Source organism: Streptomyces sp. NPDC004732 (genome assembly GCF_040609235.1).
In the GTDB taxonomy this organism is placed as follows: domain Bacteria; phylum Actinomycetota; class Actinomycetes; order Streptomycetales; family Streptomycetaceae; genus Streptomyces.
This window is the reverse complement of the sequence record NZ_JBEXJR010000010.1, coordinates 283,137-305,925: the sequence shown is the minus strand read 5'-3', so window position 1 is coordinate 305,925 and position 22,789 is coordinate 283,137. Positions and strand designations below refer to the sequence as shown.

The following is a 22,789-nucleotide window of genomic DNA, read 5'->3' as shown; positions in this document are numbered from 1 at the left end:
GTGCGTGCTAGCGTCACAAGCTCGGGGACCCGGGGTACTCCGGAAACATGGACGACACGGGGAGAGCCTCCAGTGGCCACAGCGGAGCCGACGCGCGCCGACGAAGCCGCCGCGCCTGACCAGGGCGACGGCCCCCGCACCGGTGGGCGGATCAAGCTGCCGGCCCAGCGCGGCGGGACCGGGGACGGGTCCGCGGAGCCGTGGCAGAAGCGCTTCCTGCGCCACCCGGTGACGATCACGACGGCGGTCGCCGCCGTGCTGCACGTCGTCTGGTTCCTCGTCTTCGCCAACAGCGGCGGCGACCTCGCGGCGCAGGACGCCTGGGCCGAGTTCGTCGGGCGGCATCCCGCGTCGGCGTACAACCTCGGCTGGTACGGCGGCATGCACCCGGTGTCGTACAGCGTGATCTCGCCGTATCTGATGTCGGTGCTCGGCGTGCGGACCACGATGATGATCGCGGGCACCGTCTCCGCGGCGCTGCTCACGATGATCCTCATGCGCAGCCGTGCGGTGAAGGGCAGCCTGCTGTGGCCGGTCGCCGCGGGTATCTTCGCACTGCTCGCCAACGCGGTGTCCGGCCGCGTGACCTACGGCCTCGGCCAGATGTTCGCGCTCGCGGCCGTCGCCGCCGTCTTCTGCTGGCCGCACCGCTGGCGCTACAAGCGGTGGGCGAAGGCCCTGGTCGCCGCCCCGTTCGCGGCGCTCGCGACGATGGGCAGCCCGGTGGCGGGCCTCTTCGTCGGGCTCGTCGCCGTCGCGCTGTTCCTCAGCAAGCGCTACCCGGGCGCCTACGCGCTGGGCATCGCGCCCGCCATCGTCGTGGGCCTCTCCGCCTGGCTCTTCCCGTTCTCCGGCACGCAGCCGATGTCGTTCGGCTCGGCCTCGCTGCCGCTGATCAGCTCGATCATCGTCTACTTCGTGGTGCCGAAGCAGTGGAAGACCGTACGGATCACCACCGCCGTGTACGCGGCGTTCGTGCTCGGCGTCTGGCTCATCAGCTCGCAGATCGGCTCCAACATCTCGCGCCTCGCGATGTCCTTCGTGGGCGTCGCGCTGATCGCCGCGCTGCCGTACGCGGTGCCGAAGTCCCGTACCTGGTACGTGATCATCGTGGCCTTCGTCGGCTTCACCGGCTGGATCGGCTACAAGGCCGTCGACGACATCGTGCACACCCGCTCGGACGCCTCCTGGACGCGTGAGGTCGCGCCCCTGGTGAACGAGCTGAAGGAGAAGGGCGCCGCGAAGGGCCGCCTGGAAGTGGTGCCGGCCCGCAGCCACCGCGAGGCGTCCGCGCTCCCCACGTACGTCCAGCTCGCACGGGGCTGGAACCGGCAGGCCGACATGGAGCGCAACCCGCTCTTCTACGACGACACCCTCAACTCCGCGAACTACCACGAGTGGCTGCAGCGCTGGTCCGTGCACTACGTGGCGCTCCCCAAGGGCGAGCCCGACGGCGACGGCGGCAAGCGCGAGGCGCAGCTCATCACGGACGGACTCCCGTACCTGAAGAAGGTGTGGGTCGACTCCAACTGGCAGCTGTACGAGGTCACCGACCCGCGGCCACTCGCCGAACCGAACGCCGTCGTGACGCGTGCCGAGCAGGGCGAGATGACCCTGCGCGTGGACAAGCCGGGCCGCATCCTGATCCGCATCCCGTACTCGCCGTGGCTGAGCATCGTCGACGCCCACGGCAAGGGCATGAAGGCGCCGCAGGAGACCGACGCGTCCAAGCGGCAGCGGGAGCTGAACGAGAAGCGCCCCAAGAAGTACGACAACGCCAACGGCTGTCTGACGGAGGCGCGGGAGGACCAGGCGGGCGACAAGTGGGTCGAGCTGCTCGCCCCGAGGGCCGGGACCTACCGGCTCGGCTCGCCCTACCAGCTGCCCCGCGGCACGCCCTGCCCGGAGGAGCTGAGCCCCTGACGGGGGCGAGGGCCTGGCCCTCAGCCGCCCGGCGGGGCGCAGACCCCGGACTCGGGCAGGCGCCCCGGGGCCGCGTCCTCGGCGGCTTCCGTGCGTACGGTGTCCAGCTGGCGCAGGAGCTCGTCGAGGCGGTCGCCCTTCGGGTCCCCGAAGTACTCCAGGACGGCCCGGTGGAACGCGTCGCGCACGCCCGGCGGCAGCACGTCGGAGGCGTCGAAGCAGAGCGTCCGCGCCCTGCCGGTGAGGATGCCCGCGATGCGCCGTCCCGTCGCGTCGGTCGGCTGGGGGTCGGTCGCGTCGGGGAAGAACGGCTGCAGCCCGTCCGCAGCCCGGTCCCGCCAGAGCTTGCGGGCCCGCTGGCCCGACAGCCGGTCGACGAGGGCGCGGGCCGCCGGGTCGGCACTGAACACGGCGGCCATGTCGCCCGCCACCTCGTACGCGCCGTCGTACTCGGCGCCGCCGCCCAGATAGCCCGCCGCCGGGTCGACGCGGACCCGCTCGTGCGCGTACACGTAGCGGATGAAGGCGCTCTGGTGCTCGTGCGTGCAGCGGGGGCCGAGGGAGTCCAGGAGGCCGCGCGGGCCCACGTACGACGTGGTCAGGGACCGGTCGATCGACGCCTTGGAGCGGTCGCCGAGGAGCGCGGCCCAGGTCGTCCAGGCCTTGCGGACCCGCGGGTCGCGCCAGGGGAGCCGCCCGGTGGCCCACTGCGTGTACGTGGCGGGGCCCTCCTGGTGGAGCAGGATGTCCTCGATCCAGTCGGTGCCCGGCCAGCCGGACGTGGCCTGCGAGGCCAGGCCCACGCACCACTTCGGGGCCTTGGCGGGACGGCTCTCCTTGGTCCACACCAGGCTCTTCAGGTCGACCTTCAGCGGCACCCAGTAGGTGCGGCGCCCGCCGTCCACGTCGAGGCGCGGCGCCCAGGGCGGGTAGGCGCGGGCGGTGGCGGCGCGGCCGAGCGGGACGAGGTGGCCCGCGCGGGCGTGCTCCACGAGTTCACCGATGCTGTTGAGGATCGCCACGTCCGGCGGGCCGCCCGCCTCCAGCTGCGCGCCGAGCGTCTCCCGCAGGGAACGCGTGCCCTTGTACGTGTACGACTTTCCGGTGCCGTCGTCGAGGCGGTGCAGCATCGCCTCGAAGGCCTTGCCCTCCGGTCCCGTCCAGGGGCCGAGGACCACGAGCGTCTGGGGCCTCGCGTCCCCGCAGGCGCCCGCGGTGACGGCCAGCAGACAGGTCGCGAGGAAGGCGCGGAACACGGTGCGCGACCGGCCGGTGCGGCGGCGCGTGCGGCGGTTCATGGGGTGGCTCCTGAGCGGGAGATGAGGACGTACTCGCGGCGGTAGGCGTGCAGCGTGGCACCGGTCAGGGCCGCGCAGAGCAGGCCTGCGGGCGTCACCCACGGCGCGACCCCGTCCAGGGAGGCGATGCGGCCCTCTGACAGGTCGTGGCGGACGTCTTCGTCCAGGTGGGAGATCAGGAGGGGATCGGGGTCGCCGAACGGCTTCTCGTCACGGGCCGACTCGATCGCCGGTGTCGTCCGCTCGGCGAGGTCCGCCGCCGTCGACACCACGCGCTGCTGCGCCCGGTGGGCGAGCACGGCGTCGGTCGTCAGGAACGGCACGGAGAGCAGCGGCAGGGCGGCCACGAGCAGCGGGAGGCTGACGTACAGGTGCAGCCGGTGGTGCAGGAACAGCTGGGTGCGCCACAGGCCGAACGCGAGGAGCAGGAGGGCGACGGCGGAGACGGCTCCCGCGGCGATCACGCGGCCGCCCGGCGCCGCCCGGTCCGCGAGCCTGTCGCGCAGCCGGTCCTCCAGGGCGGCGATGCGGTCGACGACGGAGGTCGCGTCGGCTCCCGCGCCGCTGTCGGGACGGCAGCGGGGATAGCCGTCCGCGTCGGTCTTCTTCGCGGTTCCCGGGGGCGGGCAGAGCATGCTGCGCGCGTACGAGAGTCCGGCGGCCCGCAGAGTGGGGTCGCCGACGTTGTTCTGCGCGAAGGTGATCCAGGTGCCGTAGTCGACGACGAGCCCGGAGACCACGTCGAGCTCCTGGCGTTCGACGGTGGTCAGGGCGCCGCTGCGGGCCACCTGGTTGAGGCGCTGCACGGCCCGCGTGGTGCGCGTGGTGTAGCGCTTGCTCATCCCGCTGAGCTGCACGGCCTCCCCGGCCGCCAGGCTCTCCGCCGCCTCGCGGTCGGCGATGCGCAGGGACGTCTCGGCCTCGGCGAGCCCGACGAGCGCGGGCACGAAGCTGTCCCGCAGGACCGCCGAGTCCTCGCGGACGTCCGCGTACGCCCACCCGAACGCGACGGCCACGACGACGGTGAGCAGCGGAAGCGCGACGAGCCGGTCCCGCAAGTACCCGCGGTTGCGGGGGTGTTCGGCGAGCGGCACCGGCCAGGCGTACCGGCGCAGGGCGCGCACCGCGTCGGCGGCGAGCAGCGGGGCGGCGCGCCACGGGGCCGTCACCGGGCGGCGCCGGGCGGGCGGGGTCCCGGCAGGACGGTCGTGCTGGACTGGATGCGGGCGGCCTCCACGTCGAACTTCGCGATGCGGTCCCGGAGTTCGACGGCGCCACCGGCCGATTCGCGGACGCGGACCAGGCGGCGCAGATGGTCCTGCATGGCGGTGTCGCCCGCCTCGGAGGCGAGCCGCCACGCCGTGCCGAGCAGCGTCTCGGCGGCCGCGCGCCTGCCGAGCTTCAGCTCCGCGCAGGCCTCCTCGAAGGTGCGGTGCAGCTCCTCCTCCTGCCGGTAGTGGGCGACCTGGGGGTCGAGGCGGCTGTAGAGGTCCGGGTCGTCGGTCCAGCGCATCAGCACGGGCTGGGGAGCGGGCAGCCGCGGTGCCGCCGGGCCCGCAGTGCCCGCAGTGGTTAGCTCGACCTCCGTGAGCAGGAGCTCCTTGCCGAGCTGGGCGGGGTCGTAGGGGGCGCCGACGCAGAGCAGATAGGCGCGGGTCTCCTCGCCGCACGGGCCGAGGTCGTACTCCTGGACCGGGCCGCCCGCGCCCGTCCCGACGCCGGACAGGTCGACGCGGTCGGGGCGGAGCGCGACCCGCGTGGGGTGGACCTGCTCGAAGGAGTGCGGGCGTACCCCGGCGCGGTGGTAGAGGCGCAGCCGCAGCCCCGTGACGTCGCGGTCGGCGGCCCGCCCGGCGAGCGAGGCCAGCTCGTCGGGGAGCCGCGTCAGATCCGCCACCGCGCGGGTGCGGCCGCCCAACGTCCTTGCGATGAGCAGGAGTTCATCGGTCTCCCAGGCGTCCCCGATGCCCACGACGTCGCACGCGAAGGCCCGTGCGCACCGCTCGACGCGCTCGTGCAGCTCCGCGCGCGTCTCGTACCCGGGCTCGTTCTTGCCGTCGGTGAGCAGCAGTGCATGGCGCACCCAGCCGCCGTCGCCCGCGGCGGGCAGCTCACGGAAGAGCTGCCGGGCGCGCTCCAGCCAGGTGCCCATCGCGGTGCCGCCGCCCGGCGTCGTGTCGTGCAGGGCGGCCTCCGCGGCAGCCCGCGACTCGGCGTGCGCGACGGCGAGGCCGGGCCGCCTGGGATAGATCATCGCGGTCCTGTCGCCCCCGGCGACCAGGGCGAACAGTGCGCCGTCCGGGATGCGGGCCAGCGCGCTGACGGCGGCGGCACGGGCGGCCGCGAGGCGGCTCGGCGGCATCACCATCGAGGAGGAGTGGTCGATGAGCAGGACCTCCGCGAGCCGGGGCCCGGCCGCCCCGGCCGCCCCCGCCGTGCCCGTGGGGTCCCGCACGCTGGCGGCGGGCGGGGTGTGCGCGGCGCCCGGTCTGCGGACCGTCACCGTGAGGACGGCGTACATCCGTGCCGTCTCCTGCCCGCCCGGTGTGCGGGGGCGGGGCAGCTCGACGACCTGGCTCACCTCCAGGCCGACCGAGGCGGCCAGTTCCTGATCTTCTTGCCCAGCCATGGGAAGTCCTTGCCGAATCGTGTGTGCCGGAGGCCGAAGGGGCGTACCGCGTAGGCGCGGTCCAGGAGGATCTCGGCGAGCGGTATGCAGGGGCCGACGCCGGGATCGGTGTCGGTGTACGGCGCGTCCCGGGCCGCCTGATGGGCAAGGACCCGGTAGAAGCGGGAGAGGTCGGTGCGCAACGCCCGTCCGTCGGCGGGGAATTCGAGCAGCGGATCGGCGCGCGCGGCGACGGCACGCAGCTGGGCGGCGGTCATGCGGGGGCCGTCCGCGCCGGAGTCGGGCCCGGTCCCCGGCTCCGCCTCCTCGCCGAGCAGCCGGTGCGCCGCGCCCCACACCTCCGCCTTCATCCGTACGCGCGACGCTTCGTCGGTCAGGCCGTGCGCGGAGAAGAGCTGGGCCAGCGCGCGCACGGCCGCGCCGAGCCCTTCGGCGTCCCGCGCGTGGTCGACGCGGATGCGCACGGCGGCCGTGCGGGCCGCTGTGCGGTGCCGGGAGTGCTGCGGGACCGCGTCCAGCGCGGCGATGGCGTCGGTGAGGGCGGCGGGGCCGCCGAGGGCGAGCCGGGCCCGGACGGCGCCGAACGCGGCGCTGCCCAGCGAGGGGTTCCGCAGCCTGACCGCCTCGTAGAAGGTCAGGGCCTCGTGGCGGCGCCCGAGCTGCTCCGCGCAGTAGCCGAGGGCCAGCTTCGGCGCGTACTCACCGGGGATCGCGGCATACACCCGGTCGAAGTGGCCGCGGGCCTCCGGCACCCGGGAGCGGGCCAGCGCGAGCAGCCCCCGGTGCCAGTCGAGCCGCCAGTCGTGCGGTCCGTACGCGGGCCCTATGGCGTCCTCGGCCAGGGCGAGCGCGGTCTCGGCGCCGGTGAGCTCCCCGTCGTCCCGCCGCAGCGCCACCCGGATCCGCAGCCTGCACCGCAGTAGGTGCACCTCGGGGGAGTCCCGCCAGTCGCCGGTGTGCTGGAGCAGCGCCTCGGGGTCGTCGTCGCCGAGCCTGCTGAGCTCGCCGTGGTGGTCGTCGTCCGGATCGGGGCGCGGCACCGGGAGGCGCCGGGCGACCTCGGCCGGGTCGGGGGCGGGGTGGCGCGGTGCCGACGGCGGGGCGGCCCAGCGCGACACCTCGGGGGCGGCGCCGAGCCCGCCGTCGAGGGCGTGCGCGGACTGCAGGAAGAGCGGCGACGGCTCGAACGTCTCCACGCCGGTCCGCAGGGACCGCAACTCACGGAATACACCGCGGAGTTGGTCGTCCATCTCCCGGGCGGTGGCGAAGCGTCCGGCGCGCGCGGTGCGGGTGGCGCGGCGCAGCGCCCTGGCGAGGGAGACCAGGCCGAGCCCGCGGTGGTCCCCGGTGGCGTCGTCCAGCGGGGCGAGCGCCGCCAGGTCCGCCAGGTCGTGGCGGGTCGCCCCGATCCCGCACAGGGTGCGCAGCGTCTCGCCGAGGCTGAACAGGTCGTCCTGCGGGGCGGATTCGCCGTGGGCGCCGACGCTGGGCGCGCGGTAGAGGGCGGTGGTGAGGCCGGGCGCGCCCGCGCGGCGCACGCTCCCGACGTCGACGAGCTTGGTGGTGGAGCCGTCGTGCATGACGTTCGGCGGCTTCAGGTCGCCGTACACCTTGCCGCGCTCGGGGGCGTGCAGATGCGCGAGCGCGGCCAGGATCCGCACCCCGTACGCGAGGACGAACTCCAGGAAGCGGGTGCCGCCGAACTCCTCGGGGTGCTCGTGGGCGCGGGCCCGCACCTCTTCGAGGTTGAGCCCGTCGACGTACTGGAGGACCAGGAAGTCACCGACCCCCGCGTGGTGCCCGTAGTTGAACACCCGGATGAACCCGTCGTGGTTGAGCTCCACCAGCTCCTTGCGCTCGCCTTCGAGGAGGCTGTACGAGTCCGCGGCGAGCTCGGCGTGCAGCATCTTCACGGCGACCGCGCGGTCGTCGACCTTGGTGTCGTGGGCGAGGCAGACCTCGCCCATCCCTCCGTAGCCGAGCGGCCGCACCAGGCGGTACTGCCCGGCGAGCAGCGTGCCGGGCGGCAGCGGAAGGCCGCTGAGGGCGGCGGGGGCGGCGGGATCGCCGTCGTCGCTGTCCGCGCGGTCCAGGAGGGTGATCTCGGGCAGGACCGTGGGGTCGGGGTGTTCCGGGGGAAGGGCGACGCGGGCGGGGCGGGGCGGGTTGGCGGTGATGCCGGGGCCGACGATCCATTGCTGGGAGGACGGCTCCTGGACGGACGGGGGTGTGGGGGCGGGGGCCGGTGTGAGTGCTGAGGGAGACGGCGACGGCGACTCCGGACCCGATTCCAGTTCCGCCCCCGCTTCCGACCCCGTTCCCCCTCCCGACCCCGTGCCAGGCGCCGGGAACACGGCCCCCTCGGGAACGGCGGAGTGCAGCCCGGTCTCGGGATCGAGGCGCTCGCCGCTTGCCAGGCAGTACCCGGTCGGCGTCACCGTGCCCGAACAGCCCGGGTGCGGGCAGGTCTTGACCGGCGTCACGCGTCACCGTCCGCCTCTGCGAGCCGCCGCACCACGCGCGCGAACGCCGTCACCGCCCGCTCGGCGTCGGCCAGCGGGCAGGGCCCCGCAAGCAGGAGCTGCTGCGCCGCGCGGTAGGGCCCCACCGCGTCGGGGTGCTCGGCGAGACCGCGCCGGGCGAGCCGCGCCAGGTGGTCGCGGAGCAGCCCGCGCAGCCGCAGGTGCTCGTCGAGCACCCCGCGCAACTCGCTCTCGGCCCGCTCGGCCCGCAACAGATACGTGTCCACGGCCTGTTCGGCGTACGAGAGCTTCTCCAGGAAGCGCGGTCCGCCCCGGCCCGTCAGCGGCCGCAGCTCATTGCTGAGCTGGACCGTCCACAGGGCGGCCCGCGCCGCGTACCCGGTGGCGACCGGCGGGTCGACGACGTGCGGTTCGACGCGGTGGAACAGGCGCCGGGCGCTGCGTTCGGCGTCGGCGAGCGCGTCGACGCGGGTGCCGATCCGCTGCAGCCACTGCGCGGCCCGCTCGGCGGGCAGCAGCTTCTCCGCGAGGGCGTAGGTGAAGCCGTGCGTGCTGGAGCGCACCACGAGCAGCAGCCTGGCCCCGGAGTCGGCCAGTTCGCCGAGTGCCCTGGCCGCGGCGGCCGGTTCGGTGGCGGACCGGTCGGCGTAGAGCACGGCGACGGCGGGGCGCCGCCGCGGGGCCGTGCGCCGCCTGCCCGCGTGGCGCAGCTCGTGCCGCAGGACGGCGAGGGCCTCGCGGAGCTCGGGCCGTCCGGGGTCGTCGAGGGCGACGCCCTCCAGGTCGAGGACGAGGCCGATGCTGCCGACGCGGGGCGCGATACCGGCGCGGGACAGGAGCGAGTCGTTGCCGTCGAACGAGGCGCCGCCGTCGTGCGGGACGTCGCCCGGCTCGACGGGCCGGACCGCCAGTTGCGGGGACTGTTCCCGGTCGGCCATGTTCAGGACGACGTACAGCGCCTGTCGCGCCCGGTCGTCGTCCTCGGCGATGAAGAGGACCTCGGTGTCCCAGGCGTCCGCGTCCCCGTTCAGCCAGCGCGTGACGGTGCGCTGCAGTCCGTGCGGGCGGGCCGTGCGGGCGGCGTCGGCCGAGACGACGCGGTGGCCGGGGATGGCGTGCGGCCCGGTCACGTGCCGCTCGGCGAACCGCCGGAAGTACTTGGCGACGGTGGCCGCCGGGATCATGTACCCGCGCTCGCCCCGCTCGTCGGCCTGCGCCAGGATGCCGAGCAGCCGGTCGGTGCCCTCCTCCCGCACGCCCGCCCCGCTGAACCCGCCCCGCAGTCCCTGCCCGGAGCCCGCCCCCGTCAGGTCGATCTGCACCCGCTCGTCGCCCTCACCGCCGGGCCCCCTGCAGACCCCGGTGAGCCACTGCCCGCCCGACTGGTGCTCGGGGAACCCGTCGATGAGGACCGTGGCGCCCCGGTAGTCGAGCGTGCGGTGCAGGGCGACCGGCGAGGGCAGGGGCGCCGCGTCGTCCAGGACGAGGACCGCCAGGTCGCCCTGTGCCTTGCCGAAGGCGGGCACCCAGTGGCCCGCCTCCACGGTCGCGGTGCGGTGCGGGGTCCTGGTCAGGCCCTGGAGCAGCGGGAACTCGACCTGCACGCGGTCGGGCCGCAGCCCGGTCGCCGGATCGCGGATCACATGGGCGCAGGTGAGCACCCGGCCGGTGCCGAACAGCACCCCGGCGCCCAGCACGTCACCGCTGCCCGAGGCCGCCCAGCGCCGCAGCCGGACCCGCCAACTCGAATGGTCCATAGGAGAGTTGACGCCCCCGTCCGCGGTTCCCGCATCCCCCTCCATGTCTCCTCAGAATAGGTGCGGGCACGGCCAAAGGCTCCTGGGCTGCAAGGGGATGCAGGGGGAGTCCGGGGGGAGCCGGGAGCAGGACCGCGCACGCTCGGAGCACGGAGAGAGCACAGGGAGAGCACGGAGAGAGCACGGAGAGAGCGCGGAGAGGGCATGGAGAGGGCATGGAGAGGGCATGGCCGGAGCGCGCGCTACCCCGCGTACTCCTGCCAGATCCGCGGCGGCAGCACGTTGCCGCGCTCCGACTTCTTCCCGCCCACGCCCGACAGCGGAAGGAGCTGCGGCTCGCCGGGCCGCAGCCGGAACAGCGTCACCGCCGTCGACAGGTCCTTCGTGAAGCCCGTGAACCAGGCCGACTTGAGGCGGTCCTGGTCGCCCGTGCGGCCCGCGGCGACGTCCACGCCGAGGTGTCTGCCCGCCGAGCGCAGCGCGTCGGAGACCTCCTGGGCCACCTGCGGGTCCAGGGCGCGCCGGGACGACGGAGGGGCCAGTCCTGGCAGGGGTTCGCCGTCCTTGAGGACCTTCGTCACCGAGTAGGGGTCGCGCTGCACCCCGTCGCTCGCGAACGTCCCGTACGCGGTGGCCATGCGGATCGCGCTCGGTGTGGAGGTGCCGATGGAGAACGTCGGCTCCAGGCGGCCCATGCTCTGGCGCAGCAGACCGGCGGCGACCGCGGTCCGGCGCACCATGTCCTGGCCGACATCCTTGCCCAGGCGTACGTACGTCGCGTTGCCGCCGGACACCAGCGCCTCGCGCAGCGTCGGGCGGTCGGGGTCGGGGGAGCCGTCGGACCGCTGCAGGGTGCCGTCGGACGCGTAGTGGCTGTCGGCCAGGACGCTCTGCCGCACCCCGGCCACGGGACCTCTGGCGGGCGCGATCCCGGCGACCGGCAGGTCACGCGCAGACACCCCGTGCTGCAACGCCGCGGCCAGCACGAACGGCTTGAACGCCGAGCCCACGGGGACGCCCGAGGTGTCGGCGTTGTTGGTGAAGTGCTCGGTGGCGTCGGGCCCGCCGTACAGCGCGACGAGCGCCCCGTCGGACGGCCGCACGGAGGCCGCGCCGACCTGCACGTACCGGTCGGCGGGGCGCTTCTTCGGATCGAGGTCGCGCGCGACGACGCGCCGCACGGCCCGCTCCAGGCCGCGCACCTTGGCCTTGTCGAACGTCGTGTGGATCTCGTGGCCGCCGCGGGCCAGTTCCTCGTCGGTGAGGCCGGTGTGCTGCTTGACGTACCGGTTCGCGACGTCGACGAGGTAGCCGGTCTGGCCGCCGAGGCTGGTGGAGCGCGACCGGCTGCGGGGCTCGGGGAAGGTGCGGTACTTCGCCCGCTCCTTCTTCGTCATCAGGCCGACCCCGACCTGCCGGTCCAGGATCCACGCCCAGCGCTGCCGCGCCCGCTCGTGGTTGGCGGCGCTTACCGCCGGGTCGTAGAGGTCCGCGCCCTTCAGCATGGCGGCGAGCAGCGCGCTCTGGCTGGGGTCCAGCTTCTTCGCGGGGATGCCGTAGTACGCGTGGGCGGCGGCCTCGATCCCGTTGGCGCCGCGCCCGAACCAGCTGGTGTTGAGGTAGCCCTTGAGGATCTCGTCCTTGCTCTTCTTGCGGTCCACCTTCAGCGCGATCACGAACTCCTTGACCTTCCGCGTGACCGTCTGGTCCTGCGAGAGGTAGGTGTTCTTCACGTACTGCTGGGTGATCGTGGAGCCGCCCTGGGTCTCCCGGCCGCGGACCATGTTCACGGCGGCGCGGGCCAGGCCCTTGAGGGAGACCCCGGAGTCGTCGTAGAAGGTCTCGTTCTCGGCGGCGATCACCGCGTGGACGGCGGACGGCGCGATCTGGTCCAGCTCCACGTTCTGCCGGTTGACCTCCCCGGTGCTCACCATCTGGGAACCGTCCGACCAGTAGTAGACGTTGGCCTCGCGGCGGGCCGCCGCGTTCTCGTCGGGGATGTCCACGCTGACGTACACGCAGACGAAGAGCACGGCGACGGCGGTGACGAAGAGCCCCGTCGTGCCGAGGAGCAGGCGCCACGACGGGAGCCAGCGCCGGACGCCGCTCCTTCCGGCGCGCGGGTAGTCCACGATCCGTCGCCGGCCGCGGCGACGCGGCTTCTTCCCCTGAGCATGTGTACCCATGCCGGAGGAGAGCGCGCCGCACGCGGCCGGGTTGGCCCGGAGGCCGTTAGCGGTACGTAACAGTCCGCCTGTGCCAGGACGCGGGGGAGGCCGCGCGGGTCAGCGGACCTTCGTCAGCGCGCCCTTGTCCTTGAGGACGGCCAGGCCGTTGGCCCAGAGCTGGTTGACCCTCGACCGCTCCTGCGTGTTCGGGTACGCGTTGGTGCAGGACGTGCCGGGACCGCCACCGGACATCAGCTCGCTGCACGGACCCGAGTAGTGGTCGGGAAGACCGAGCACGTGACCCGTCTCGTGCGCCGTCACACGCGTCGAGTTGTACTGCTGGTTCTGCCGGTAGTCCAGGAAGATGTACCCGCGGCCGTGCCCGTCGGTGGAGGCGTACGAGCCACGCGAGTCATTGCCCTCGCGGTACTGGAAGTTACCGGTCGAGCTGGTCTCCTGCAGCTTCACGTTGCTGACCGAGGAGTTCCAGATCTGCGTGCTCTGGGATATCTGGCTGCGGAAGCTGGGCGCCCGGCTGGTGTTGTAGGTGACGGTGACGACCTGGATGCCGGGCTTCTCCGCCTGCTTCTTCAGCGCCGACTTCATAACGGCGTCGAAGAACTTCTGGTTGGCGGCCTGATCCTCGGCCGATCCCGCGTACGCCGACGTGGCGTACGCGGAGGTCGGCTTGACCGTCTCGGGCGCCGGGGCCGCGAGCGCCGACGGCGCGGCGGCCAGCGAGCCCACGAGGGCGGCCGAGCCGAGGGCGGCGAGGAGGCTGACTCTGGATCTGTTCATGGGGGTGTCCCTTCCGGGAAGGCCGGGATAGCCGGTACGCCCGGGGTGTCCGGGCTGCCGGGACCCGAGGCCTGCGGGTGCGGCCTCCGGTCGGGACGAGTATCAGGAGGCCGGGGCGCATTCGGAACGATGTCATTCGGCGATAACGTCAAAGCATCAACTGGTTGGCGTACTGAGTGAGTTGCCGTATTCCGCCTGCTGCCCGCCCCTTGCTACTGCACCCGTCTGATGCGGTGGATGTCGCGCACGCACAGGTTGAGGAGGGTGGCGGCGACGATGATCCCCGTGCAGACGGCGAGTACGGACCGGTCGGCGAACACGGGCGAGACGAGCGCGACGACGAGATAGCCGAGCGGGATCGCCAGCCGCTCGCCGACCTGGTTGAAGGAGCTCATGCGCCCCAACTCGGCCTCGGGAACGTTCTGTTGGAACGCCGTGACCCACGTCACGGCCGCGACGTCCAGCGTGACCCCCGCCAGCACGGCGGCGAGCAGCAGCCAGGGCAGCGGCAGGCCGAGCGCGAGCCCCGCCAGGGGCAGCGCGAGCCCCGAACTCGCGGCGACGGCCACGACGAGCAGCCGCTCCGGCTTCCACCGCAGACACACCACGGTCCCCGCGAGGAGCCCCAGGGCGAACGCGCCCTGGACCAGCCCCCAGGTGCGGGCCCCCGCGTACTCCTGCTCGGTGACGACGGGACCGAGCAGCTGATAGCCCGCGAGCCACGCGGCGACGAGCACGGTCCCCGCCGCCGTGTACGTCCACAGCCAGGTCCGCGACCAGAAGCCCGACCAGCCCTCCCGCAGGTCGGCGAGGGCGCTGCCCTTCGCCACCGGGGCGCCGAGCCGCAGTCCGAGCAGCAGCAGGGCCGCGACGGCGAACGTGAGCGCGTCGAAGCCGAGCGCCCACGCGGGCCCGCTCGCCGCGACGACCAGCCCGCCGACCACGGGCCCGACCACCTTGACGGCGTTGGTGGGCAGCCGCAGCAGGGCGTTGGCCTGCTGCAACTGGTGCGGCGCGACGAGCTGGGTGACCACGCCCTGCGCGGCGGGCGTGGTGAACGCCACCGCCACACCCGACACGAACCCGCAGGCCGCGATCGTCCCGGTGCTCGCGTGCCCGGTCGCCACGACCAGGGCGAGGGCGCCCTGCGCGGCCGCGGCGAGCAGATTGCCGAGGAACAGCAGCCGGCTCCGGGACAGCCGGTCGGCGAGGACTCCGCCGACGAGCAGGAAGGCGACGGTCGGCACGGTGTTGGTGGCCAGCACCAGACCGAGGGCCCCGGCGCCGCCGCCCGCGCCGATGACCGCGTAGGCGAGGGCGAGCGGGGCCATCGCGGACCCGGTCGCGGAGACGAGCTGGGCGAGGACGAAGCGGCGGAAGGCGGGAGTGTGAAGGGGGGTGCGGGGGGAGCGGGGGGTGGTGCCAGGGGGTGGTGGGGGTGCCTGTCCGGCTGAGGAATCGGAATCGGAATCGGTGTCGGTCTCGATGTCGGTCATGGCGTCCCTGGTCCCCCGGCGGTGCTGTTGTCGGTCCGGCGGGCAGCATAGGTGGCCGCCGGAGCGTGCCGAGTGGGCCCCCGGCCGGGAATTACCGGGACCGGGGAGGAATTGCTGATGACGAGGCGCGCGTTCCGACGCCGCCGCCTCAAGTCCCGCCCCGTCAGCCCGTTCCACTCCCTGAGAGGCCCTCCGTGTCCGACACCTCCACCGCCGCCTCCACCCCCACCCCCGCCTTCGACCCGCGCGCGCTCCTCGCCGCCTCCCGCCTCGGCGTCCTCGCGACGATCAAGACGGACGGCCGCCCCCAGCTCTCGCCCGTCACGCCCTGCTACGACAGGGAGGCGGACGTCCTCCACGTATCGATGACCGAGGGCCGCGCCAAGACGGCGAACCTGCGCAGGGACCCGCGCGCCACGCTGGAGGTCACCACCCCCGACGGCCGCTCGTGGGCCACCGTCGAGGGCACGGCGACCCTCACGGGACCGGCCACCGACCCCGAAGGGCCCGAGGTGGATGCGCTGGTGCGCTTCTACCGCCTGGCGGCCGGGGAGCACCCGGACTGGAACGAGTACCGCGCGGCGATGGTGGCCGACCGTCGCGTGCTGATGACGATGAAGATCGACCACGTGTACGGCGAGCGGCTCGGCTGAGACGTCAGAGCCTGTCTTTGAACCCCCGCCTGCGCCCCGACGCCCGGCACGCGTTCCCCCGAGCTCTCGGCTGCGCTCGAGCAGGGGGGACCCCCATGGCGCACGGAGTCCCCGGACAGGTGGCTCCGCCACATGACCTGGGACGCCGCACACCGATCGCACGCACCGGCCGCCGCTGCGCCCGCGCTTCGCGCGGACGACGGGGGTTCAAAGACAGGCTCTCAGCCGTTGGGGCCCCGGCCGCCCGCGCGCGGGGTGACGGTCATGGGGATGTCCTCGGCGGCCCACAGCACGAACCGCTCGACGGGCGTCACCTCGTGCCCCTCGACGGCCCGGAACCGGAACCGCTTGAGCAGCACGGCCAGCATCAACTGGGCCTCGACCATGGCGAGCCCGGCGCCCTCGCAGCTGCGCGACCCGATCCCGAAGGGGATGTGGGCGAGCCGCGGCCGCTCCGCCACGGCCTCCGGGGTGAACCGCTCGGGCACGAACCTCTCGGGCTCGGGCCAGTGGTCGGGGTTCATGTGCACGGCCCAGAAGGGGTAGAAGACGGTGGTGCCGACGGGGATCTCGTACTCGCCGTCGGCGCCCAGCACCATGTCCTCGGTCGTCTCCCTGGCCCCGTAAGGACCGGGCGGGTAGAGCCGCATCGACTCCTTCAGGACCATGTCCAGATACGTGAGCCTGCGCAGGTCGCCGTAGTCGGGCGCCGAGCGGTCACCGAGGACGCGGTCGAGCTCCTCGGCGACGCGCTCGGCGACTTCGGGGTGGCGGCCCAGCAGGTGCAGGGTCCAGGAGACGGCGACGCCGGTGGTGTGGTGGGCGGCCAGCATCGTCACCATGACGGTGTCGCGGATGCGGGCGGGGGACGTACCGGCGGCGAGGAGGGCCCTGATGAGATCGCTGCGGTCGCTGCGGTCGTCCCGGCCACTCCGGTCGCTCTGCGGGGCGTCCCCGTGCGCGGCGACGACGCGGTCGACGGTGTCCCGCAGATAGGACAGCGCGAGCTCGGCCCGCTTCATGCCCTCGTCCGCCTCGTCCGCCTCGCCCTCCTCCGCCCGATAGGTCCGCCCCAAGTACTCGGTGAGCACGACTTCGAAGGCGTCGACGACCTTCTCGGGCTCGACGACCCCGTCATCGGTGCCTCCCAGCGCATAGGCGCAGATCATCCGCAGCGAGAGCGCGGTCAGATCCTTCTGCAGGAAGACGGGCGAGACGGACTCGGCGCTGCCCCGCTCCCAACGGTCCGCGAGCGCCTCCACCAGCGCGACGAACTCCCCGAAGTGCCGCTCGTGCGAAGGCCGTCCGGCGAACACCTCCAACAGCACGCGCCGCCACGGCCCGTGTTCCTCGGCCCCGATGACCTGGAGGTTCCCGGCCTCGCAGAGGGGTTCCAGAAACGCGAACAGCGGCGCGGGCCGCTCGTCGATCCGGGCGGTGTCCTCAAGCAGCAGAGGATCGGAGACGGACACGGCGACCCCCGCGCCCGGCAACTGGAACCGCACCACGGACCCGTACTCGGCATGCAGCCGCAGTTGGTAGAGATGCAGTCCGCCCGCGGCCGAGATCGCCCCGACCCCACCGTCCTCGCACAGCTCCGGCCCAGGAATCCGCAGAGCACTACCCATGGCACTACCTCCGTAACGACGACGATCACCGATGCCCTCAGGCCAACGAACCGCACAGGTACGGCGCCAGGACGTTTTCGGCCAGTAAACTGCGCGCGCTCAGAAGCGCCGAGAAGCGCCGAGAGGAACCAAGAAGAGTAGGGAAAGGGCGGGAAAGACCCATGGCACACGGGGGATACCAGGGTTGGGGACCGGCGAACGGTCAGCCGCAGGGAGGCGGCGCGCCGCCCCCGCACCCGGGCACGAACCACCCGCACATCCCGGCCCCCTACGCGCCCCCGAACCCCTACCCGAACCCGCACCCGTACCCGCCGCACCCTCACCCGCCACGGCCCGCCCGACGACGGCGCACCCTCTGGGGATTCCTGTTCGTCTCACCGCTGGTCCCGGTGATCCGTTCCGCCCGCCGCCGCGCCGAGGCGATCTTCAACCAGCCCGGCGCGGGCCGCGTCGAGGACCGTCTGGTGACGCAGGTGCAGCTGTGGCGCGCGATCGTGGGCGCGGCCGCGAGCCTCCTCCTGGTGTACGCGTACGGCGCGGACGAGGGCTGGAGCGGAGTCGCCAACGACGGCGTGGTGAAGCTGATCCTGGCTCCGCTGCTGCTCATCTTCACCGGACCGCTGGTGGTGCTCGGCTTCATCCGTTACGCACCCGCCGACCAGCGGCGCGTCCTGCGCTCCCGACTGCGCGCGCCGCTCAAGGCGGTGGGCTGGTACGTCGGAATCCTGGTGGGGGTGGTCCTGGTCCTGGTGGGCAGCGCCCTGCTCCTCAAGCAGAACTACGGCACGCTCCTGAACGGCCTGGTGGCCCTCGTCCTGCTCATCGGCCTGATCTGGCTGCTCCCGTTCCTCGCCTTCGCCTCCGCGTACGCCGCCCGCTACGCCTTCAACACGTCCAACGTGCATGCCGCGCTCCCGGCCGCGCTCACCGTCGTACTCGTCTGGGAGCTGATGCTCTGCAGCGTCGCGCTGGACGGCGGGCTGCCGCACGGCCCCCCGGCGGCGCAGTGGGGCGCGATCCTGGGCGGCCCCGTCTCCGTGACGGCGGTGGCCCTGTGGGAGCTCCACCGCATGCGCACCCGCCACGGAGTCCGCATCCGCACCTGAGTGCGGGAGCCAGAGGGCGGGAAGGGGGCGCTTTTTTCTCTGTTGCTGCTGATACTGCGGTCATGAACATAGTTACGGCCCGTGTGGTGACACACGGATTACGCACCCCGGTGTCGGTTTAGCGTGGTTACTGACAGAGGGGGCCTCAGTCCATGCTGACCAACTCCGTGATCCTGGTCGTCGACGACCACAAGGACACCCTGTTCGCGCTGGAGAGCGCGCTGGCCCCTCTCGGCTATCCGCTGGTGAGTGCCTCCAGCGGCGACGACGCTCTCAGGGTGATACTGCGGGGGAACGTCGGGCTGATCCTGCTCGACGTACGCATGCCGGGCGTGAGCGGCCTCGACGTCGTGCGCTACGTGCGCCGCCTGGAGCAGACCCGCGCCATACCGATCGTCCTGCTGACCGGCTTCGACGTCAGCCGGGAGATCTCCGCCACGGCGTTCCGGCTGGGCGTGGCGGACGTGGCCCTGAAGCCGATAGATCCCCTGACGCTCCGTACGAAGGCCCGCTACCTCTTCGAGACGTACGGCCAGATCAAGTCCATGCAGCGGGAGATCGACGAACTCCGGGCCCAGGTGAAGTCCGGGTTCGTCGCGCCGACGAAAGACGGCGCACGGGACGAGTCGTGAAGGTCCCTTCCGCCCGCGGCCGGTGACGCACAGGGTCCCGTGCGCGGTGCGTGCACGGGACCCTGTTCGCGGGAGATCGGCGCGATCGGCGGCGGTGGCCTCGGTGCCCTCCATCGGCGGGAGGGCACCGTCCGCACACCAGTAATGCTAGGGAGCGGGCGCGGCGGGCAGCAGCCCCAAGTGGGCTGACCTTGCAGCCCACTTGGGCTGTCTGTTCAGGAGTCAGGGAGATCGGAATCCTGCCCCGCGGCCACCCGCAGCAGCCCGGACCTGGCGGCGATGACGACCGCCTCCAGCTGACTGTGCGCACCCAGCTTCGCCATGACGCGCTTCACATGGCCGCGCGCGGTGTGCGGGCTCACCACGAGCCGCTCGGCTATCGCCCGGGGACCGAGCCCCCGGCCCATCAGCCGGAGGACCTCCATCTCCCGGGTGGTGAGCCTGCTCCGTACCTCGCCGGGCGACCGGTTCTCGCCACCGCTGCGTCGCGGTGCCGCCGCACCGGACGCGGGGCCGAGTGCCGCGACGAGGATGCCGAGGGTGGACTCCTCGACGTACATCGGACCCTCGGCCGGGGCCCGGATGGCCGCGAGCACGGCGGGGAACGGCCCGTCCTTGGCGAGGAATCCGGCCGCGCCCGCCGCGGTGGCGGCCACCAGCTGCCCGGGGTCGGTGTCGGCGGTGAGCAGGAGCACCCGGGTGCGGGGGTGTCCGGCCCTGATCCGCCGGGTGCCCTCGATGCCGTCGGCGCCCGGCAGATGAATGTCCATCAGCACCACGTCGGGGCTGTGTGCGGCGACGAGCGGAAGGGCCTGTTCGACCGAGCCCACGGCGCCGACGCACGCGATGTCGGGCTGCGCCCCGATCGCGATCTCCAGCGCGTCCGCCAGCGTCCGCTGGTCCTCGACCACAAGTGTTCGGATCATGGCTGGTCCTCGCGACAACGCCCGTACGGTGGTACGTCGTTCGAGCGTAGCCGCGGAGCCCCCGGTATGTCCGAGAACGGGCGCTCCGCCTTCCGCGAGGCTCTGGCAGGCGATGCCGACGTTGCCTAACTTGAGAAGTGGGACAGCCATACGGCGGAGGCTTCACGATGAGCAGTGCCGACGACCCGCACCCGTGCCGCGGACCGGCGGCGTACTCCTTCACGCTCTTCGTGGCCGGGGCGACGGAACGCTCCGACGCCGCGCGGTCGAACCTGCTGACGCTGTGCGACGCCCGGCTCGTGGACGGCTACGAGCTGACGGTGATCGACGCCATGCAGCACCCCGAACTGGCCGAGGCGGAGCACATCCTGGCGACCCCGACCGTCATCAGGCTCTCGCCGCTCCCTCAGCGGCGCGTCATCGGGGACCTGTCCGACCAGAATCGTGCCGCTCTCGCGCTCGGGTTACCGGACCCGGACGAACGGTCTCGGAAGAGGCAGGGCTGAGATGACTGGAATCGACGGCATCCCGAGGATCCCCACCGGAATCAACGGCTTCGACCAGATCGCCCTCGGCGGTCTGCCCGAGGGGCGCTCCACGCTGGTGGCCGGTACGACGGGCAGTGGCAAGACCCTGTTCGCCATCGAGTTCCTCGCCCGCGGCGTGCAGAACCACGGCGACCCCGGGGTGTTCGTCACCTTCGAGGAGGAGCCCGACGACATCCGGACCAACGTCACCTCCCTGGGCTTTCCCATCACGGACTGGGAGGCCGCCGGAAAGTGGGCCTTCGTCGACGCCTCGGCGAGGATCACTCAGGAGGCCCCGACGATCGGGTCGTACGACCTCGGCGCCCTGACGGCCCGGATCGAGCACGCCGTCCGCCGGATCGGCGCCCGGCGCGTCACGCTCGACTCGATCGGCGCGGTCCTCACCAACTTCACCGGCATCGGCGTCGTGCGCCACGAGCTGCTCCGGATCGTCTCGGCCCTGAACGCTCTCGGTGTGACGACCGTGGTCACCGCGGAGCGGTCCGTGGAGTACAACAGCGTGTCGCGGTTCGGCGTCGAGGAGTTCGTCCTGGACAACGTGATCATCCTGCGCAACGTGCTGCGGCAGGAGCGGCGCCGCAGGACCATCGAGATCGTCAAGTTCCGCGGCACCTCGCACCGTACCGGCGAGTGGCTGTTCACCATCGGCCCGCAGGAGGGCATCGTGATCATGCCCCTCGCCTTCCTGCAGTCGCGCGAGCGCGCGTCGACCGAACGTGTCTCCTCCGGCAACCCCGACCTGGATGCCATGTGCGGCGGCGGCTTCTTCCGCGACTCGATCGTGCTGCTCACCGGACCCACCGGCACCGGCAAGACGCTGACGAGCCTGTTCTTCGCGGCCTCGGCCGTCGAGGCCGGTGAGCGATGCCTGCTCCAGACCTTCGACGAGACCCACGAACAGCTCAGCCGCAACGCCGCGAGCTGGGGCCTCGACCTCGACGCCATGGAAGCCTCGGGCCTACTCCGAGTCGTGTCCGAGTACCCCGAAGTGGCCTCCCCCGAGGAGCACTTCCTCCGGGTACGCCGCGTCATCGAGGAGTTCCGCCCGTCCCGCGTGGCCATCGACACCCTCTCCGCGCTCGAACGCATCGTGAGCTCGCGCGCACTGCTCGACTTCGTCATCGCCCTGGGCGCGGTCCTGCGGAGCCGCGAGATCACGACCCTGCTCACCTCGGCCCCCACCGGCCGGGTCACCCCGACCGTCACCCCCGCCATCGCGATGGAGGTCGCCAGCCTCACCGACGTGACCATCCTGATGCGCTACGTGGAGGCCCGGGGCCAGATCCAGCGCGGCATCGCCGTCCTGCAGACCCGCGGCTCCGTCCACGACCACAGCATCCGCCGGTTCGAGATCGACGACACGGGCATGCACATCGGCGAGCCGATGACCGACCTCTCCAGTGTGCTCAGCACGGCCTACCCGCCGCCCGGCGGCCTGGACCAGAGCGCGTCGCCGTCCGGCGGGGAGCCGCAGGGCGGGCCCTGGAGCGCGCGGCGTCCCGACGCGGACCGTGACGGCTGAGTCCCGTGACTGACTCCGATTCTCGGGGCGGTGCGGACCGGGTCGACGGGGTGGAGGGTCCCGGCGAGCTCCCGGAGCGCAGCGAGCCCGCGGTGCGCGCGGAGTCTGCAGAGTCCGTGGAGTCTGACCCGGACCACGTCCCGGGCACCGCCCCGCACGGTTATGGCCACGGTCACGGTCATCATCGGATCGAGGCGGTCGTGGCCGCGGCGCCCGACGGGATCGTCGCCGTCGACGAGGACGGGCTCATCAGGCTCTGCAACCCGGCCGCCGCGGAGCTGTTCGGCCGACCGGCCGGTGAACTCCCCGGCCTCGCCTTCGGTTTCCCGCTGACGGCCGGAGGGACGACCGAGATCGACCTCGTCCTGCCGTCCGGCTCGGGACGGGTGGTCGAGATGCGAGTGACGGCGACGCACTCCTCCGGTGAACGCCTCTACATCGCGACGCTGCGGGACGTCACCGAGCGGCGCCGGACGCAGCGCGCGCTGGAGGCGGCCCTGGCCCGGCAGGACACGGTGATCGCCGTCACCGCACACGAGCTGCGCAACCCGCTGGCCACGATCGGCGTGCTCGCGCACACCCTGCGGGACGCGGGTGCGGCCCTGACCGACGAGCAGCGGACGGACATCGCACACCGCATCGTCGAGAGCACCGAGATGCTCCAGAGCCTGGTACGCAAACACCTGGCCGCGGCAAGGATCGACGCGAAGGCCACGCACGTGACTCCGCGCCCCGTCCCCGTCCTCGAACTCGTCCTCGAACTCGTCGGCGCGGTGCCGGAGGACGCCCCCGAGACGGAGGTGGACTGCGCGCCCGGCGTGGTGGCGTACGTGGACCGCGGCGATGCCTGGGAAATGCTGACGAACTACCTGGAGAACGCCTTCACACACGGCGCCCCGCCCTACGCGATCCACGTCACGGAATCGCCGGACGCCGTCGAGATCCGCGTACGCGACGAAGGCCCGGGCGTACCCCCCGAGTCCGTGCCGCGCCTCTTCCGACGCTTCAGCCGAGTGCCGCCCGCTCCGGGTGGGCCGCGCGGCGGGTCGCACACCTGGAGGCCCGGCCAGCAGGGGGGCGCGGGCCTCGGCCTGTGGATCGTCCGCAATCTGGCGCGGGCGGGCGGCGGGGACGCGTGGTACGAGCCGGGGGAGGGGCCGGGTTCGGTCTTCTGCCTGCGGCTACGGCGGGCGCCGCCCGGCCCGGAGGAACCGTGAGGGCC

Annotated in this window: 17 protein-coding genes; 7 read left to right on the top strand and 10 right to left on the bottom strand. The window is 73.0% G+C overall.

Annotated features, from left to right (window positions below; translation table 11 throughout):
- Positions 1-72 precede the first annotated feature (72 nt).
- Entirely contained in the window at positions 73-1,923 is a 1,851-nt protein-coding gene (locus ABZV77_RS30150) for a DMT family transporter (RefSeq protein WP_356263409.1), read from the top strand.
- Positions 1,924-1,943: 20 nt separating this feature from the next.
- Here the strand turns inward: ABZV77_RS30150 and ABZV77_RS30145 are convergent, their stop codons facing one another.
- The 8 genes from ABZV77_RS30145 to ABZV77_RS30110 all read right to left on the bottom strand — a co-directional run bounded on the left by ABZV77_RS30145 (position 1,944) and on the right by ABZV77_RS30110 (position 14,552).
- On the bottom strand, positions 1,944-3,221 hold the full coding sequence (locus tag ABZV77_RS30145) for an alpha-glucoside ABC transporter substrate-binding protein (protein WP_356263406.1): 1,278 nt from the start codon (positions 3,219-3,221) through the stop codon (positions 1,944-1,946).
- The gene (locus ABZV77_RS30140) at positions 3,218-4,390 is read right to left on the bottom strand and encodes a hypothetical protein (RefSeq protein WP_356263403.1); all 1,173 of its coding nucleotides are present in this window, start codon (positions 4,388-4,390) and stop codon (positions 3,218-3,220) included. Before ABZV77_RS30140 ends, ABZV77_RS30145 begins: the two co-directional genes overlap by 4 nt.
- Positions 4,387-5,850, bottom strand: coding sequence for a vWA domain-containing protein (locus ABZV77_RS30135; protein WP_356263400.1), 1,464 nt, complete (start codon positions 5,848-5,850; stop codon positions 4,387-4,389). The genes ABZV77_RS30140 and ABZV77_RS30135 overlap by 4 nt, the downstream gene beginning before the upstream one ends.
- The gene (locus tag ABZV77_RS30130; protein ID WP_356263398.1) at positions 5,799-8,333 is read right to left on the bottom strand and encodes a tetratricopeptide repeat protein; all 2,535 of its coding nucleotides are present in this window, start codon (positions 8,331-8,333) and stop codon (positions 5,799-5,801) included. The genes ABZV77_RS30135 and ABZV77_RS30130 overlap by 52 nt, the downstream gene beginning before the upstream one ends.
- On the bottom strand, positions 8,330-10,090 hold the full coding sequence (locus tag ABZV77_RS30125; RefSeq protein WP_356263395.1) for a serine protease: 1,761 nt from the start codon (positions 10,088-10,090) through the stop codon (positions 8,330-8,332). The genes ABZV77_RS30130 and ABZV77_RS30125 overlap by 4 nt, the downstream gene beginning before the upstream one ends.
- 242 nt (positions 10,091-10,332) lie before the next feature.
- Positions 10,333-12,276, bottom strand: coding sequence for a transglycosylase domain-containing protein (locus tag ABZV77_RS30120; RefSeq protein WP_356263392.1), 1,944 nt, complete (start codon positions 12,274-12,276; stop codon positions 10,333-10,335).
- Positions 12,277-12,375: 99 nt separating this feature from the next.
- Positions 12,376-13,056: a snapalysin gene (gene snpA / locus ABZV77_RS30115; RefSeq protein ID WP_356263389.1), complete on the bottom strand. Its 681-nt coding sequence runs from the start codon at positions 13,054-13,056 to the stop codon at positions 12,376-12,378.
- A gap of 212 nt (positions 13,057-13,268) precedes the next feature.
- Positions 13,269-14,552 carry an MFS transporter gene (locus tag ABZV77_RS30110; protein ID WP_356263386.1) on the bottom strand — a complete coding sequence of 428 codons (1,284 nt, stop codon included), beginning with the start codon at positions 14,550-14,552 and terminating at the stop codon, positions 13,269-13,271.
- A 194-nt stretch (positions 14,553-14,746) separates the two neighbouring features.
- Between ABZV77_RS30110 and ABZV77_RS30105 the strand changes: the two genes are divergently transcribed.
- Positions 14,747-15,205: a PPOX class F420-dependent oxidoreductase gene (locus ABZV77_RS30105; RefSeq protein ID WP_356263383.1), complete on the top strand. Its 459-nt coding sequence runs from the start codon at positions 14,747-14,749 to the stop codon at positions 15,203-15,205.
- A gap of 221 nt (positions 15,206-15,426) precedes the next feature.
- Here the strand turns inward: ABZV77_RS30105 and ABZV77_RS30100 are convergent, their stop codons facing one another.
- A complete protein-coding gene (locus ABZV77_RS30100; RefSeq protein WP_356263380.1) occupies positions 15,427-16,833 on the bottom strand; it encodes a cytochrome P450 in 1,407 nt (468 codons plus the stop codon).
- A gap of 161 nt (positions 16,834-16,994) precedes the next feature.
- Between ABZV77_RS30100 and ABZV77_RS30095 the strand changes: the two genes are divergently transcribed.
- Together ABZV77_RS30095 and ABZV77_RS30090 are read left to right on the top strand one after the other, a co-directional pair.
- Positions 16,995-17,939, top strand: a complete 945-nt coding sequence (locus ABZV77_RS30095; RefSeq protein WP_356263378.1) for a hypothetical protein — start codon at positions 16,995-16,997, stop codon at positions 17,937-17,939.
- 152 nt (positions 17,940-18,091) lie between these two features.
- The gene (locus ABZV77_RS30090) at positions 18,092-18,571 is read left to right on the top strand and encodes a response regulator (protein ID WP_356263375.1); all 480 of its coding nucleotides are present in this window, start codon (positions 18,092-18,094) and stop codon (positions 18,569-18,571) included.
- A gap of 215 nt (positions 18,572-18,786) precedes the next feature.
- Here the strand turns inward: ABZV77_RS30090 and ABZV77_RS30085 are convergent, their stop codons facing one another.
- On the bottom strand, positions 18,787-19,497 hold the full coding sequence (locus ABZV77_RS30085) for a response regulator transcription factor (protein ID WP_356263372.1): 711 nt from the start codon (positions 19,495-19,497) through the stop codon (positions 18,787-18,789).
- Positions 19,498-19,664: 167 nt separating this feature from the next.
- Here ABZV77_RS30085 and ABZV77_RS30080 point away from each other — a divergent pair, with 167 nt between their 5' ends.
- The 3 genes from ABZV77_RS30080 to ABZV77_RS30070 are packed head-to-tail and all read left to right on the top strand — an operon-like array spanning position 19,665 to position 22,784.
- Positions 19,665-20,003, top strand: a complete 339-nt coding sequence (locus ABZV77_RS30080) for a circadian clock KaiB family protein (RefSeq protein ID WP_356263369.1) — start codon at positions 19,665-19,667, stop codon at positions 20,001-20,003.
- A gap of 1 nt (position 20,004) precedes the next feature.
- Complete coding sequence (kaiC, locus tag ABZV77_RS30075) at positions 20,005-21,567, top strand: circadian clock protein KaiC (RefSeq protein WP_356263366.1); 1,563 nt, start codon at positions 20,005-20,007, stop codon at positions 21,565-21,567.
- Positions 21,568-21,572: 5 nt separating this feature from the next.
- Entirely contained in the window at positions 21,573-22,784 is a 1,212-nt protein-coding gene (locus ABZV77_RS30070) for an ATP-binding protein (RefSeq protein ID WP_356263364.1), read from the top strand.
- The last annotated feature ends 5 nt before the right edge of the window (positions 22,785-22,789 follow it).